Annotated in this window: 12 protein-coding genes; 7 read left to right on the plus strand and 5 right to left on the minus strand. The window is 55.7% G+C overall.

Annotation, left to right across the window (positions count from 1 at the left end; genetic code table 11):
* Positions 1-465: 465 nt before the first annotated feature.
* From B2R17_RS15725 to B2R17_RS15740, 4 genes are all read left to right on the plus strand, one after another.
* The gene (locus B2R17_RS15725) at positions 466-1848 is read left to right on the plus strand and encodes a dihydroorotase (RefSeq protein ID WP_286764723.1); all 1383 of its coding nucleotides are present in this window, start codon (positions 466-468) and stop codon (positions 1846-1848) included.
* 123 nt (positions 1849-1971) lie between these two features.
* Positions 1972-2607, plus strand: coding sequence for a uracil phosphoribosyltransferase (upp, locus tag B2R17_RS15730; RefSeq protein ID WP_008654393.1), 636 nt, complete (start codon positions 1972-1974; stop codon positions 2605-2607).
* Between the two features lie 168 nt (positions 2608-2775).
* Positions 2776-3027, plus strand: a complete 252-nt coding sequence (locus tag B2R17_RS15735; RefSeq protein WP_008654390.1) for a ribbon-helix-helix domain-containing protein — start codon at positions 2776-2778, stop codon at positions 3025-3027.
* Positions 3024-3335 carry a type II toxin-antitoxin system RelE/ParE family toxin gene (locus tag B2R17_RS15740; RefSeq protein WP_286764724.1) on the plus strand — a complete coding sequence of 104 codons (312 nt, stop codon included), beginning with the start codon at positions 3024-3026 and terminating at the stop codon, positions 3333-3335. Before B2R17_RS15735 ends, B2R17_RS15740 begins: the two co-directional genes overlap by 4 nt.
* Positions 3336-3340: 5 nt before the next feature.
* Here the strand turns inward: B2R17_RS15740 and B2R17_RS15745 are convergent, their stop codons facing one another.
* The 4 genes from B2R17_RS15745 to larC all read right to left on the minus strand — a co-directional run bounded on the left by B2R17_RS15745 (position 3341) and on the right by larC (position 9442).
* The gene (locus B2R17_RS15745) at positions 3341-4885 is read right to left on the minus strand and encodes a sugar ABC transporter ATP-binding protein (protein ID WP_286764725.1); all 1545 of its coding nucleotides are present in this window, start codon (positions 4883-4885) and stop codon (positions 3341-3343) included.
* Positions 4882-6690 carry an oligoendopeptidase F gene (pepF, locus tag B2R17_RS15750; RefSeq protein ID WP_286764726.1) on the minus strand — a complete coding sequence of 603 codons (1809 nt, stop codon included), beginning with the start codon at positions 6688-6690 and terminating at the stop codon, positions 4882-4884. The genes B2R17_RS15745 and pepF overlap by 4 nt, the downstream gene beginning before the upstream one ends.
* Positions 6691-6772: 82 nt before the next feature.
* Positions 6773-8002, minus strand: coding sequence for a hypothetical protein (locus B2R17_RS15755; RefSeq protein ID WP_286764727.1), 1230 nt, complete (start codon positions 8000-8002; stop codon positions 6773-6775).
* 216 nt (positions 8003-8218) lie between these two features.
* Positions 8219-9442 carry a nickel pincer cofactor biosynthesis protein LarC gene (gene larC, locus B2R17_RS15760; RefSeq protein WP_286764728.1) on the minus strand — a complete coding sequence of 408 codons (1224 nt, stop codon included), beginning with the start codon at positions 9440-9442 and terminating at the stop codon, positions 8219-8221.
* 154 nt (positions 9443-9596) lie between these two features.
* Between larC and B2R17_RS15765 the strand changes: the two genes are divergently transcribed.
* Positions 9597-10670: an LOG family protein gene (locus B2R17_RS15765; RefSeq protein ID WP_008654382.1), complete on the plus strand. Its 1074-nt coding sequence runs from the start codon at positions 9597-9599 to the stop codon at positions 10668-10670.
* A gap of 335 nt (positions 10671-11005) precedes the next feature.
* Positions 11006-12475, plus strand: a complete 1470-nt coding sequence (locus tag B2R17_RS15770; RefSeq protein ID WP_008665861.1) for an aldehyde dehydrogenase family protein — start codon at positions 11006-11008, stop codon at positions 12473-12475.
* A 160-nt stretch (positions 12476-12635) separates the two neighbouring features.
* On the opposite strand, the gene B2R17_RS15775 is transcribed toward B2R17_RS15770, so the two are convergent.
* Positions 12636-12824: a hypothetical protein gene (locus tag B2R17_RS15775; protein WP_144056577.1), complete on the minus strand. Its 189-nt coding sequence runs from the start codon at positions 12822-12824 to the stop codon at positions 12636-12638.
* A gap of 387 nt (positions 12825-13211) precedes the next feature.
* On the opposite strand from B2R17_RS15775, the gene B2R17_RS15780 reads away from it, so the two are divergent.
* Positions 13212-16343, plus strand: coding sequence for a DUF1583 domain-containing protein (locus B2R17_RS15780; protein WP_158453531.1), 3132 nt, complete (start codon positions 13212-13214; stop codon positions 16341-16343).
* Positions 16344-16514: the final 171 nt, after the last annotated feature.

The following is a 16514-nucleotide window of genomic DNA, read 5'->3' on the forward strand; positions in this document are numbered from 1 at the left end:
TGCTCGCAAGGTTGAAATCACCCTCCTGAACGCAGTTGGGGAGGGTCGGAATGCGAGCGTTCAGCGAGAATTCCGGGGAGGGGGAGTGCGAGCCGTTTCCCATGCTCGGCCCCCTCCCTCGCGTACGCCTGAACGGCGTCGCTTGACCTCCCCCAAAACTTCGTTTCGGGAGAGGTTCTCAAATGCAGACAATTGCACGCCCGACGAAGTTGGGAGGGGTCAGAAAGCGAGATTTCGGGGGAAGGGCAATCCGCGCCACCTCCCTCCCGGGTCATTCGCGGGCAGTCAACAGCTCATCACCTCGTCCACCATGTGCCGCTGACACGGGTTCGTCTTGCGTTGCTGAAATGGCGGCGAACCGTGGTTCATGACTCATTGGGTACCGATGCCCTCACGCATCAGTGCTAAACTGATCGACCGAACTCGACACTCCGTTTGGTTGGTCTTTTCAGCTTGAGCTCATTGATGGCACGCACTCTGATCCGAAACGCGCAGGCGGTTTTGCCTGGCGATGGCATCCACAGTTCTTCCGGCACCGTCGATCTTCGTCACGTGCTGATCGAAGACGGCAAGATTCTCGACGCCGACGCTTCTTCCACCGCCTCGTGCGATCACCTCATCGAAGCCGACGATCTGTTTCTGCTGCCCGGCGTGATCGACGACCAAGTCCACTTTCGCGAACCAGGCCTGACGCACAAAGAAGACTTGGCAACCGCGTCGCACGCTTGTGCTGCCGGTGGTGTGACCACGTTCTTGGAAATGCCCAACACGAAACCGCCCGCGATCACCATCGAAGGTGTCCAAGCCAAAGAAGCACTGGCCGCCGAAAAATCGTTGGTCAACTATGGCTTCTACATCGGTGCGACACCGGACAACGTGGCCGAGCTGAATGCCGCTCAAAACGTTCCCGGCATCAAAATCTTCATCGGCAGCAGCACCGGCAATTTGTTGGTCGATGAACAAGCCGCCTTGGAACGCATCTTCGCTGAGACGACTCTGCCGATCTGCGCCCACTGCGAAGACGAAACGACCGTGCGAGCCAACGCGGAACGACTGGCGGGCACCACCGACATTCACGATCACTCTCGCATTCGCGATGAAGCCGCCGCGGTGATCTCGACCGCCCGAGCCACCGGGTTGGCCCGTCGTCATCAACATCGTTTTCATGTCTTGCACGTGTCCACCGGCGCGGAACTCGTGTCGCTCGTCGATCCATCGCCATACCTGACCGCGGAAGTCTGCCCACACCACTTGTTCTTCAACGTCGATGATTACGACCGCTTGGGATCACGGATCCAAATGAACCCATCGATCAAAACCGCGGAGGACAACGCGAAACTTTGGCAAGCCCTGCAAGACGATGTCATCCAAGTCATCGCGACCGACCACGCACCTCACACGCTGGAAGAAAAAGCCCAACCCTACCCGCAGTCACCATCGGGTTTGCCAGCGGTTGAGAACTCACTCGCGTTGATGCTGAATCAATGCAACGCTGGCAAAGTCACGATGCCACAGATCGCACATTGGATGAGCGACGCGCCCGCGCGAGTTTGGGGCATCACGGGCAAGGGCCGCATCGCCAATGGCTATGACGCCGACTTGGTTTTGGTCCGCATGAATTCCGAGCGCACCATTCGTGACGAAGACCAACACACGAAGAACCGCTGGAGTCCCTGGAACGGCGAGACTCTTCGCGGCTGGCCCGTCACGACGATCGTGAACGGTTCGATCGTGTGGTCCATCGACGGCGGTTTTCGAGAAAAGATTCGCGGCCAAAAACCCATCTTCGATCACGCCCGCGGCGGCTTCTGGAACACGGCAGACGGCATCGGCCCAACAAACGCCTGATAGGTTGCACACCCACGCAGGCTTTCCGTTGCTCATTCTGCTTCACTGACTTGATCGATCATCGGCGGACTTCGATCATGCTCTTGCACCCATCTCATTCATTCGCCCCTAGCCAACCAAGTCATGTCGCACGTTCACGTTTTGCAGCACCCTTTGGTTTCGCATCACCTTTGTCAATTGCGAGACAAACGGACTCGGCCGCCCGAGTTTCGATCCGCCGTTTCACGGCTGGCGATGTTGATCGGAGTCCGCGCGACGGATGACTTGCCGACACAACCCGTCACCATTCCAACTCCGGTTGCGGACGCACCTTGTCACGAGTTGGCGGCCGACATCGGGATCGTGCCCGTGCTTCGAGCGGGACTGGGAATGGTCGATCCGTTGCTGGATTTGATTCCCGATGCCTCCGTGTGGCACCTGGGTTTGTATCGCAACGAGCAAACTGCCGAACCGGTTGGCTACTACGACAAACTGCCGAAGAAAGGCGCACCGAACGTCGCCTTGATACTCGATCCAATGTTGGCCACCGGCGGATCGATCGACATGGTCGTTCGTCGTTTGATGCGGTGGGGAGTCGAAGACATCCGTGTTCTCAGCATCATCGCATCCCAAGCCGGACTCGACCGCGTGGCCAAAGATTTCCCCCACGTCAAATTGTTCGTCGCCGCGGTTGACCCCAGCTTGAACGAGCAAGCCTTCATCGTCCCCGGCCTCGGCGACGCCGGCGACCGCATCTTCGACACACCTCAAAACGACTGACAATCTGTCGCGTGAGTGTTCGAGCAGCGAATCCGCAATCGCTATGGCCCAACCGGTGAAACACGACGAAGGAAGCCACAAAAACGATCATCAAACTTCTTTCTTCGACTGATCAATGACGGCTTGGTAGAATGATGAATGTTCAAATCCAACTCGGAGCACCCCAAAATGAGCCCGAATCTATCTCCTGAGAACCAAGCCTATATCGACGACCAAGTCGCAGGCGGTGTCTACACCTCTCGCGAAGAGGCGATTGATGCAGGCGTTGCATTGCTTCGCAAACGCAACGAGTTGGTGGCTCATTTGAAAGAGAGCCGTCGTCAGCTCGACGAAGGTGAACTGGTTGAATACGACGACAAAACACTGGCCGCACGATTTGATGAGTTGAAAGCGAAAGCATCTTCTCGGTCGCAGATGTGAGTCGCTATCTACTTTCGCACTCCGCGAATGCGAATCTCGATGAAATTGCGTGCGATGCAAGCAACGCAGTTGCGATTTTGGAAGCGTTGCACAATACGTTTCAGGTGTTAGCCAACCATCCTCAAGTCGGAACACTTCGCGAAGACCTGTTGCCCGGCATCCGAGTGTTCTCGCCTCCTCGTCCCGCCAACAACTACATCATTTTCTTCTATCCAATATCCGGAGGCATCGAAGTCGCTGCTGTGATACACGGATCTCGAGATTGGATCACCATGTTCACCGACGGGTTCGCACCGAAAGCCCCATGACTTGGTCAGGTTGTTGCCGCAGCGCCGAGCGCTTCGGTCAGCAGACTATGTTCGGTCCATTCGCTTGCTGGGCGGATGCCGGTCAGGCGGCCTTGGTGAATCACGCCGATCGAATCGCAGACGCCGAGCAACTCGGGCAAATAACTGCTGATCAACAAGATCGCTTTGCCTTGCGCCGCCAGTTCACCAATCGTTTGATAAATCGTGCGTTTGCTGCCGATGTCGATGCCGCGGGTGGGCTCATCGAGCAACAGGATCTCGCAATCGTGATGCAGCAAACGAGCCAAGGCGATTTTCTGCTGGTTGCCGCCGGATAGCTCACCAATCGCCTGATCGGGATCGCTCGCCCGAACCGCCAATTCTTTCATCCAATGCTCGGTCGCCTTCTTCATTTCCGATCGGCGAAGGAACGGGCCTCGTCGGTAAGGTTCCGTACGAGTCAGCGTCAGGTTCTCGGTCAGACTGCGTTCCAAGAACAACCCTTCGTTCTTGCGATCCTCGGACACCAAACCCATCGCGTCTCGAATCCAACTCTTCTGCGGATCCCGCCGCGCATCTTCGCGACCCATCACGACGACTTTGCCAGACGCCAATCGATCCAGCCCAAACAGGGCTCGAATCGTTTCCGTCCGTCCCGCGCCGATCAATCCGGCGAGCCCCAAGATCTCGCCTCGGTGCAGCGTCAATGAAACATCGGTAGGCAAACGTGACCCGCGAACATTTCCGAGTTGCAAAACGGGTTCACCGCGAACATGGTCGAGGTCGGGATAGAGTTGCGAGATCTCACGACCAACCATCATCTGCACGATGGAATCCATCGGCATCCAATCCGGGTCGTTTTCAGTCAAGCTGCCTGAGCCTGCTGTCACGCCATCACGTAGGACGGTGAAGCGATCACCGATCAACTGACACTCTTCTAGGAAGTGACTGATATACAGCACGCTGACGCCTTCGGATTTCAGTCGCTCGATCACCGCGAACAGGTTCTCGGTGTCGACCTGGGTCAGGCTGCTGGTGGGTTCGTCCAAGATCAACAGTTTCAGCTTGCGGCCGTCCACAACCGCGCGAGCGATCTCGACCATTTGCTGCTGAGCGATCGACAATTCGCGAACGGGTTGCGCCGGATCAATGTCTTCGCAGTGCAACCGCTTCAAAGCTTCCCTGGCGATCGCATGTTGACGGCCACGATCCAGCCAACCACCGCCGCGTCCGCCCCATCGAGAGGGTTCGTCACCCAAGGTGATGTTGTCCGCGACCGACAAATCGGGAGCCAAGTTCAGCTCCTGATAAATCATCGCGATGCCCGCGGCCTGGGAGGATCGCGGGTTGCTCAGATCGACTTCTTCCCCATCGATACGAATCCGACCGGCGTCCGGGCGATGAGCGCCGGACAAGACCTTCATCAACGTGCTCTTGCCAGCCCCGTTTTCGCCGATGATCGCGTGCACTTCCCCCGGACCAACGACCAAGTCCACGCCGTTGAGCGCCTTGGTCGATCCAAAGTGTTTGCGAATTCCGGTCAGTTCCATACGATGGGTGGCGTCGATCACAGCAGTTCGTCGAGTTGCTTGGAAAGACTGGCGAAGTGATCCAAGGTCGTCTTCACCGCTTCGGGCTGAGTCATGTCGACACCGGCGCCACGAAGCAGATCCAATGGGTCTTGGCTGCAACCGCCACGCAAGAAGTTCAGGTAGTCGTTCAGTTCTGATTCGCCACCGCCGAGCACGCGACGACTGAGAGCCACGGCGGCACTGAGTCCGGTGGCGTACTTGTAAACGTAGAACGCACGGTAGAAGTGAGGGATGCGAAAACATTCCAGTTCCAACGCGTCATCGACGATGAAATCGGGACCGAAGTAAGCGTCGAGCAATTCGCGATACACCGCGCGGAATGACGCGACCGTCAACGGTTCGCCGGCTTCCGCCATCTCGTGCGTCTTCTTTTCGAACTCCGCGAACATCGTTTGGCGGACCACGGTGGCGCGGATGCTGTCGAGTTCATTGTTGATCAAATAGGCTCGCTCGGCATCGTCTTGAGCGTTCTCGAGCAAGTGATGCGTCAGCAATTGTTCGTTGAACGTGCTGGCCACTTCCGCCACGAAGATCGTGTAGTCGTAGTACTGATAAGGCTGGTTCTTCGATGAGTACCAACTGTGCATCGAGTGGCCGGCTTCGTGCGTCAGCGTGAACACATCGTTGAGCACTTCCTCTTTGAAGTTCATCAAGATGAACGGGTCGCCATCGAACGACCCGCAACTGAACGCGCCGCTCTGTTTGCCTCGGTTGGGATAGCGATCAGACCAACGTCCACGCAGCCCTTCTTCCAACGTCGACACGTATTCTTGGCCAAGCGGTTGCAACGATTCCAGCACCACGTTGACGGCTTGATCCCACGTGTGATGCTTCTTGATTCCCGACAGAATCGGCACGTAGGTGTCGTAGTGATGCATGTCGGGCAAGTTCATCTTGCGACGACGCACGTCCAAGTATTCGTGAACCGCTGGCAACGAATCTCGCACCGCTTGGATCAAGTTGTCATAGACCGACACGGGCATGTTGTCGGGGAACAACGACGATTCCAAGCTGCTCTCGTAGTTGCGGGCTCGAGCGTAGTACACATCCCGGTGGATGCTGCCGGCCAACGTCGCGGCAAGTGTGTTCTCGTGTTCCGAGAAGACTTGGTAGTACTGATCAAACGCCTGCTTGCGAACGTCGCGATCGGTGCTGTGCAGGAACTGAATGAACGTCGCGTGCGACAACTCCATCCGTTGTCCGTCTTCGTTTTCCAGCTCACCGAACCGCAGGTCAGCGTCGTTGAGTTGTCGAAATGCATTGCCCGCCGCGCCAGCCATCTCGCCTTGCATCGCCAGCAAACGTTCTTCGCGATCGGTCAACGTGTGCGGTCGATACCGAACGATTCGCTCGAGCAACAACTTGTAGGGTTCCAAAACCGGATCGTTCAAAAACGATTCCATCTTTTCCGGTTCGATGCTCAGCAATTCGGGACGAACAAAGCTGCTGGCCTGCGACGCCTTCACAGCCAAGTTTTGAAACCGCGACTTGCGGGCTTGGTGATCGCTGTCGGATTGATTCTCGGTCGTTCGCAAGAATGCGTAGGTGCCGCAGCGTTCTGCCATCCGGTCGAACTCGCCATCGAAATCCAAGAATTCACGGATGACTTGGGCCGATTCGCCCAAGCGCCCGCGAAAGGTTTCGAAGGTGTTAATTTTCGACGTCAGCGTGTCGAAATCGGCCTGCCAACCCTCCTGGGATTCGTACAGGCTGGACAGGTCCCAGCAATCGCTGGCAGCGACTTCGTCGCGGGTTGGCAATTTCGTGGCGGCGGGTGCGTTCATCCGTGGAGCATCGTTGGTGAGAGGAGTGAAGACGAGATTGAGGGCGATAGTTTAACACCGGACTCAAACCGCCATCACCGCCTCACGGACCAAGTCCCAAATCCTCCGAATTCTGTTGATTCGCCACATTTTTGAACGGATTTGGCCCCACGGAATGAATCCGCCATCCCTCGCCGGAAGTCTTCTCGATCTTCAACGGATCTCCGGAATACGGATCTTGCGTTGCGATGACCGGCAAATCCAATTGGTCATGCGTCAACTCCTCTCCGGTCAATTCGTGCATTCGAATCGCGTTGAGAATTCTCAAGCAACGACATCGAATACGGTCTCGTTCAAACGATGCACGGCAAGCATCCACCGCCGTCATCGCAATTTGGCTCAGACCACCCAGAGGTGGTCCACGGGTTGCCGGCAAGTCGCACGTTGGTGTCTTGCCCAAGTCAATCTGTGTCTTCATCGCCGACAGATAGTCCTGAAGTCCTCCGGAGATGGACCGGATCATGCCCATGGATTCGAATGATGCGATCCCGTACGCCCGTTCGGTTTTAAGAGCATGCAAGAACGCGTCGCTCGATTCATGCTCCGCCAACGCTTGTTCGATTGCCGCGTGCGTGCCGGAATCCAGCGGTTCCGCCTGCAAGATCGCGTTGAGTTGATCAATAGCGGACTGCCGGATCGCAACGTTGGTTTGATAAACAACGACTGTCGGTCCCGTCTCTTGCAATCCTGTCAAACGCATTAAATCGACGCACAGCATCGCGGACTCATCGACCTTGCCCTTGGTCGCCAAAAACCGAGAACCACAAAGCATCAACCGGCCAACCATTCGCAATCGGCTGACTTCTTTCAGCAAGACCTGCATGTATTGATCGGGCGGCATCACACCGGACGGCGTCAGCGGCGATGGCCACGCATAGCGCTGGCAATGCGACGCGTCGCGCAAAGCGGGCAAGACCTGCGGGTGCTTTTGAAAAGCGTCTTCAAACAACCCCTCGTTTTGTGCCGACAATGGTTGGTGATGATCAGCGGCAGCATCGGAAATCAGATAGGGCTGCAGTTTCTTGTAGAGGCGTTCTGCCGGTTCGATCACCTCCAGAATTTCACTTCGCGCATCGACTTTGTCCGCCATCGGCCAAACAGAAACGGTAGTTGGATCACCCAATTCCGAAAGCGAAATCGGGTCACCGTTCGATGCAATGGCCTGCAACTGAGCCCGAACCCGGTACTGCCGAAGCCCGATCGGGAACGTCACCGACAACAGACCGACGCACAGCAAACCCAGACAGCCGAGTGAAATTGTTTTTGCGTTCATGCTCCCCCAGGCCAGATCACCCGCTAGCAGGGGCGCCAAAAATCCAGCTTCGCGCTTTGTGGCCTCTTTGTAGCAAGTAGGCCAGGTTTTCACCTGGCAACCCAGCCGATGCTTCGAAAGAAGCGAGGCGTGCTGACACTTCCAACCCGTTAGTAATGTGAGTCGTGCTCGCGCTCGCCAGGTGGAACCGTGGCCTACGACCTACGAGGCTAAATCTCAAGTGACACTGGAGGGCTCGCGCCCTACCGCTAACAATTCTGCAAACGCAGCCTGAGCCTCGACACGGATTTGGTCAGCCGGTTTTCCGGTCGCGGAAGACAGACGTTTGACCTCGTCGTTTTCCAATGAGAAACGCAGCGTGCCGTCAGGCAATCGCACCGTCTTGCCCGTCGCAGGTCCGTCCGGCGTTTCCACGATCTGACTTTCGCGAGCCAGCTTGGAACGATTCATCTCCGTTCGACGAATTCCGATCGTGCTGGTTTGGGTGAAGAGCAACGTTTGCAACGCACCGATTCGGCTGGCATCACACAGCACCGAAACGGTTGTCGCCAAACGTCCCTTTTTCATCACGATGGGAGTCTGCCAAACATCGTGCGCTCCCGCGTTCATCAACAGCTCGCTGACATTGGCCAACTGCTCCGCCGTTGCATCGTCGATGTTGCTTTCCAGCAAGGTGACTCGATCGGTTTCGATTTGACCTTGGGAAGAACTCGCTTCGGCAAGCTCACCTAGCGTCACCCGCAACACGTTGGCCTGGCCTTCCAAATCACGTGTTCCCGATCCATAGCCCACTCGCAACGGAGTCATCGCCGGAGGCGGACCAAACGATCGAGCCAGCGTCTTGATGATCGCGGCCCCGGTGGGCGTGGTCAGTTCGGATTCGATGTCGCAAGCCATCAACGGTACGCCCGTCAAAATCTCTGCAGTCGCGGGAGCCGGCACGGCAACACGTCCGTGATCAATCGTGATCGCACCGGTTCCGGTCGGAATGGTCGATGACGTCGCGTGTTCAATGTCCAACGCATCGATCGCGATCGCAACGCCGACGATATCCGCGATGGAATCGATCGCGCCGACCTCGTGGAAGTGAACTTTTCGAAGCGAGCATCCATGGACTTTGGCTTCCGCTTCGCCCACGCACAGAAAGATTTTTTTCGCGAGAGCCTTGGCGGATTCGTTGATCTCGGTGGCTTCGTCGATCATCGCATCGATGTGATGCAGATGCCGGTGAGCCTTTTCTGGCGGATGATCGATGTGAATCTGCACGGCACGGAAACCGCACTTTTTCACTTCCTCGGTCCGCAGCTTCAAATCCGGCAGGTTCAGCGATTGCAGCCCCTGCTGGATTTGGTCGACCGACACGCCCAAATCAATCAGAGCGCCCAAGGTCATGTCGCCGCTGATTCCCGATAAACAGTCAAAGTGCAGTGTTTTTGTCATGCGGATAATGGAGCAAAACGAATCGAATTCACCAAGCCGACGGTTCATCAAAACCTCACCTTGGGCGTCCACAAATCGCGTTCCGGTGAACACCTGATTCGTGGTAACTTGTCTGCCTACCGCAACTTGCTTGTCATCTCCTCCGGAACTTTTCATGACCGACGAAAACGAAAATTTGCCAGCCGAAGCCATTGGCGAAGATGAATTGCAACGGCCGCAACCGATCGACGATCCGATCTCCGACAATCAGTCGCAGGACTTGTACCAAGTCATGCGGCACACGATCGAGCGATTGGAAAAGGACAACACGGCTCGCGGTGATGTGAAGATCCTTTCCCGCACGATCCGGGAACTGCGGTACGCGTTCAAAGTCTTCCGGCCGTATCGTCGGCGACGCAAAGTCACCATTTTTGGATCGGCCAGGACGGCTCCCGATCGCCCCGATTATCAAGCCGCTGTGGACTTGGGTCGCCGCATGGCCGCTCACGGTTGGATGGTGATCACCGGCGCCGGCGGCGGCATCATGGAAGCCGGTCACAAAGGTGCCGGACGCGATGCATCGATGGGCCTGAACATCATGTTGCCGTTCGAACAAGGCGCGAACGAATACATCGAGAATGATCCCAAGTTAGTCACGCTGAAGTACTTCTTCACTCGCAAGTTGATGTTCTTGAAAGAGTGCAGCGGCATCGTCTGCTTGCCCGGAGGTTTCGGGACGCTCGACGAAGGTCTCGAAGTGCTGACGCTGTTGCAAACTGGCAAGCAAACCATGATGCCGTTGATCTTTCTTGATCATCCCGGCGGCAGTTACTGGAAGGACTTGGGCAAATTCATCGACAAGCAACTGATGTGCAATGGCATGATCAGTCCCGAAGACGTGGCCCTCTACAAGATCACCAACTCAGTCGATGAAGCCGTCGAGGAACTGCTGACGTTCTACGACGTGTATCACTCCCAACGTTACGTCGGTCACCAGTTGGTGTTGCGGATGAAGCAAAAGCTTTCTGAGGAAGCGTTGGAATCTATCCGGACCAACTTCGCTGATATTCTGAAAGACGGCACGTTCGAACAAACCGGTCCGTTGCCAGAAGAAGCTGGCGAGCCCGAGCTGGCCGACTTCCCAAGGTTGGTGTTCCACTTCAACCGTCGTGGTCTCGGTCGATTGCGGATGTTGATCAACCAAATCAACGGACATCCTCTGACCACCACGCCCGATCCCGAGTGCTGAGCAGATACGTGATCGTTTGTGTTGGCCTTCTCGTACGATGGGCTTCCAAGCCCGTCGATCACAAACCAAAGCGTCACGGCTTGTCGATTGAGCCATCAACGACGTTTGAACGCATGTAGGATGGGCACTCTTGCCCGTCGGAGTGGTGGATGTCGGCCAAGAGTGGCCAACCTGCAGCAAAACCGACAAACCGGTCAGCGAGGGACCACATCGCCCCTCGCCCCCATGCGTTTCGAAGAAGCATCTTCGCGATCGCATTTGTTGGCATCCTCGCCTTCGAAGCCTTAAGCTGAAGGCTTGATTCCCATCCCCATCGCAGCCGACGAGGATCTTTGATGTCGACAACCCTTCCAGAAATCGCACCCCCGAAAGTCCGTCACACCCAGTTGTTCATCGACGGCCAGTGGCGGGATTCAGCCAGCGGAAAAACCTTCGCCACGATCAACCCCGCGACCGAAGAAGAGATCGTTCAAGTCGCCGAAGGTGACAAGGAAGACATCGACGCTGCGGTGAAAGCAGCTCGCAAAGCGTTTGAGTCGGGTCCCTGGCGGACGATGGACGCTCGCGATCGCGGACGGCTGATGATGAAGTTGGCCGATGCAATCGAGAACGAGATCGATGAGCTGGCTCAACTCGAAACACTCGACAACGGCAAACCTCTTCGCGAATCGCGGCACGCGGATTTGCCCTTGGTGATTGACGCCCTCCGTTACTACGCCGGCTACGCGGACAAGATCCAAGGCGAAACGGTTCCCATTCGTGGCAACTATCTGTGCTACACCCGGAAAGAACCGGTCGGTGTGGTTGGGCAGATCATCCCTTGGAACTTCCCCATGCTGATGGTCGCCTGGAAGTGGGGACCGGCTCTCGCCACCGGCTGCACGATCGTGATGAAGCCCGCTGAACAAACACCGTTGACCTGCCTGCGAATGGCCCAGCTCGCCAAGGACGTTGGCTTCCCCGATGGCGTCATCAACGTCGTGCCCGGCTTTGGCCCGACCGCCGGTGGCGCCTTGGTCGACCATCCCGGCGTCGACAAAATCGCGTTCACGGGAGAACACCGAACGGCTCAGTTGATCATGAAGAACTCCGCCCAATCGTTGAAACGGCTGACGTTTGAACTGGGCGGCAAAAGTCCCAATGTGATCTTCAGCGACGCTGACTTGGATGCCGCCGTGCAAGGCAGCTTCGTGGGTCTGTATCTGAACCAAGGCCAATGTTGCTGTGCTGGCAGTCGCGTGTTCGTCCAAGAATCAATTCACGAAGCTTTCGTCGAAAAGCTGACCGACTTGACGAACAAACGCGTCGTCGGCAACCCGTTCGATCAAGCGACCGAACAAGGTCCCCAAATCGACCAAGCTCAATTCGACAAGATCATGAGCTACATTGACAAAGGCAACCAGCAAGGCGCGTCCTGCGTCAGTGGTGGCAAGCGTTCTGGTGACCGTGGTTACTTCATTGAACCGACCGTGTTCACTGACGTTCAAGACGACATGGCGATCGCTCGCGATGAGATCTTCGGCCCCGTGATGAGCGTGCTGTCGTTCAAAGACAGCGATGACATTCTGAAACGAGCCAACGACACGATGTTTGGCTTGGCCGCTGCCGTGTGGACACAAGACATCAAGAAAGCCCATCACTTCGCCGCCAACGTTCGCGCGGGAACCGTGTGGGTCAACTGCTACGACGTCTTCGACGCCGCCGCCCCATTCGGCGGATTCAAGATGAGTGGCCAAGGCCGCGAACTAGGCACCGAAGGCCTGAAGGTTTACTTGGAAAGCAAAACCGTAACGGTCGCCCTTTGAGCCATGGGAACGGAGTGGTCTCGAGGAGCAATCCTCGAGACCGTTTCATTGACTTTGACTCAAGCAGGATCGGATATACGAGCCGTTTGAGTGTTAGTCGCGGTTCACATGCACAACTGGGCAGCGCCCCACAGGCTCCCATGCTTGCCCTCAATCGCTGCTACCGATCTGATTCGTTCGACCGAACGTGATAGCATGCGTTGATCACTTCTGGATCGTAGTGACCGCCGCTTTCACGCAAGTAACGTTTGTAAATTTCGGCACGGTAGGAGCGATTGACCGGCGAGTCTCGATACTCATCTTGGATCAATCCGATGCGTTCAAATGGAATCAATTGAAACCCGTCCATCGATTCAAACCCATCACGAAACCTGAAATTCAGCGTCGAAATGTTCTCGAACACTTCTGGTTGAATCTCTTAAGGCAGCTCAAAGTGTCCTTCGGCTGGCAGATCCGCGAACCGTCCCTTTTCTTTGCTCTCCATGCCTTCGACCGTTCCCGACCCTATCGGTTAACACAAATGCACGCCGTCTTCCCCTGGCAATGTCCGTCGCAGACATCACGAACGTTTTTGATGGCGGTTTTCCTCGCGGCGTCGTGGGTAGGAGTCGCGACGGCTCAAGATAAAAACCAAAATTTTAACGCTGTCACACGATCTGATCTGACGGCATTTGGTGAGATATTTGGTGAGCAAACCTTCATCGAATCCGGCATCGTCATTTGTCGGAACGCATCAATGCTGTCCCCTTCGGATCGTTATGAGTACTTGCTTTCATGGGTGATCCCAACGATCCGTCATCCCGGATTTCGGGTGACCGCGGATTTCTCAGCGGCTGGCGCGCCGAATTGGGTGCGCGCGAGCGACAGAGACGGAGCAGAGTATTCCGAACACCCAATGATTGTTTCTCCGGCTGTCGATTTGATCCGATTGGCGGGACAGCTTGAATCGTCGGACGCGTTACGTCGGCGAATTACCAATTGCCCAGCCACATCGCCACGGATGAAACGCAATCAACTCACGCTACTCGCTTTGATTGCTATGCAACAAGGCGATGCGGCGCGTGCGGAACAGCATTTAGAACATCTGGTAGAAGCGGTTCGAACGGATGAGTCAATTTCGGACGAAATCGGATACGAAACTTTACTGCTCGCAGACGAAGCGGCTCGATCAAACCCTTCCAGCCTTGCGGTTCGCGAACTCGTTTTGTTCGTCATTCTTGCTCGTCAGAAGGATTACGTTCGTCCCGCTTGGATTCGACATTTGGTTGCGGCGCGAGCGAAAATGGACGGATCAACAGCGGAAGGCTCGTCGGGGCACGAAGTGAGTCCTCAGTGGTACATCGCGAGTCGTGAACGAGCCTTTGAACACGGCAATGCGTTCCCGCTTCCATCCCCAATCATTGGTACCGGTCACTATCGCAACTTGTGGAACTACGGTGACGAGTATCTCTTTTATCAATCGCCGCTGCGTGGTTCGTTTACGATTGACGCGCTCGCGACAGGGTTCGGCTACCAGGAGGCTGAACTGATGGTTGGTGGATACTGGGCTGGCCTCGTTTTCGACCATGAACAATGCCTCACTGGCAATATTCGCGAGGAACTTAGTCGCCATAACATCGGACGGCCTCTCACGGACACTGGTAGCTATGGGTATCTGCGTACAAGAGTGCACGTCCGCGACGGCACTGCAACCACGTCAATCAGTGGCCGAACAATTCACCAGCAGCCGATCGCAGATTCGGCCGATCCGTGGGTTGCGATTCGTACGAACTACCGTATCCAAGGTGGCGTGGATAATTTGAGGATCTCGGGCAATCCCGTTATTCCAGATAGTCTCGAGATGATTGATTCCGAAGAACTGCTGGGTTGGTATGACTACTTTCAAGCACCTGGGAAAACCGATCATCCGCTCGCCAATTGGTCCGCTGAAATTGGCACGGAGATTGGTTCGTCGGTCATCCGTGAAATCTCAGATCCACAGGTCACTCGGCTTCCCAATGGGAGTCATGACGAGCATCTCCTACGTTATATGCGGCCGATGGTTGAGAACGGTACTATCGAATATGAGTTTTGGTACGAGCCCGGCAAAACAATGGCGCACCCGGCGCTCGGCCGAAACTGTTTTTTGATCCGTGAAGACGGAGTTGGCTTGCATCGGCTGACCGACGGCAGGTTCGATCGAAGTGAATTACGTCCCGGAAACGAACGGAGCATTGACGCGCAGTCCGGGTCGCCCCCTCCGCTGCAGTCAAACGCGTGGAACCAACTGAGCCTCTCGCGTCGCGGTGATCAGATCCGGCTGCATCTGAACGGCGTTTTGATTTGTGAGTCCAAAATAGAACCGTCAACCGTGCCACCGTCTTTCGGCTTATTTCACTTCGCCGACCAAACTTCGCTGCGCGTCCGCAATCCACGATGGGAAGGAGATTGGCCAAAGGAGCTTCCTTCCAGGGATGCACAACAGTTGGCTGCAAAGACCGAGAGCTTTCTCAAATGGACGTCGACCAATCCTGGGGAAGAAATGCGGCACCGGTTTGATGGATCTTCAATGATGACAGGATCGTTCGCGCAACCGCACGGCGACCCGACGAGAACAGTCAACGCGACCGATCGGGGTTTGGTGGTCAGGCAGTCGAGCGACGCCGGTTTTCGCGGTGCCTACGTGGCTCCGACGATCGAAGTGGGCGGCGACTTCGACGTTATCGTGTCATACGATCAATTTCAATGTGATTCGTTGCTCGAACGGGTCGGCAGCGTTCGCGTCCGGGTCATAGCCGACTCCATCGGCAGCGATGAGGCGATGATCCAAAGAGTCGAAGATCGTAGAAATGCGCAGTTGATTCAGTGCATGAAGATGTTCACCACCGAGGGCAACCAACGGCGTCGCTATTTTGGTCAGGTTCCATGCGATGGAGATTCCGGAAGGATGAAGTTATCGAGACGTGGCGATACGATCCACTACTCGGCGGCCGATGGCGAATCCGACTATTTCTACTATCTGGGGAAAGAGTCATTCGTTGTCGACGATCTGGTTCGATTGGGGATTCAGTTCGGCGTGGACATTGAAGGCCCGGCAGGAAAAGTTAGCGGTCGATTCACTGAAATGTACGTTCGTGCCGAACATCTTGGCGGAAACACCGGGATCGACGAAATTGCAACCATCCAATCTTTGAACCAAAACGTCGCTCAACTGCCAGATTCGTTCTCACACGACTTCACCGAATCACCCCAAACAAGAACAGCGTTTTCCCACTGGGGAAACTCTATCAAGTCGGACGAAGGACTAAAAGTCACTTCGCCGGGAACGGATGATTGGACTAGCGCCGGGCTTGCTTTTCAAAATGCCATCGCGGGTGATTTTGATATCTCACTTGAATTCGCAACGGTCAAATTTCCAAAACCTGCCAAAGACCAAAATACACAAGTTCTTTTAGAAGTCGAATTGAGTGACAAAGACCGGACACAGATCAGCGCAACCTTGACAAAAACTGACGAAAACACTGTCGCCGCACAGGCGCTTGCAAGAATGAAGTACGACGGACGTTTTCTGTACCAAGTCATCGGCAATCAAGCCATCGACGACGTGAACGTTCTTCGTGTCGTGCGTCGTGGATCACAAGTTTTCTGTGTCGCGGGACACGGTCCCGGTCAATCCGAGTCGATCATCGGTACCATGGTGACTTCGCAACTGCCGATCGATCCGAACAACGTTCGCGTGATGCTGCATACCGGTGGCGTGGGCCGAACGTCGCAGATGATCGTTCAATCAATCCGAGTGAAAGCGGCAAACATAGCAAGTGTCCGACCATATGGAATCATCCAGTCTTCGACACCAGTATCTCAGCCCGAAATACCGAATGAGCCGTGATCCCTAACCTCCCAACTCTTTGATTCTCTTCGAAAAATCTCTCCCAATGTTGCTCACCATAGCGCAGGGCGATTGCACGGGGAATCACGGGCTGAAAACGACTTTTTCCATGTAGCTGTCGTCCCATCCCGCAGTGAGGCGTTTGTTTTTCACGCCACACTTGGCTGTCTT

The sequence above is a fragment of the Rhodopirellula sp. UBA1907 genome (assembly GCF_002337565.1).
Taxonomy (GTDB): domain Bacteria; phylum Planctomycetota; class Planctomycetia; order Pirellulales; family Pirellulaceae; genus Rhodopirellula; species Rhodopirellula europaea.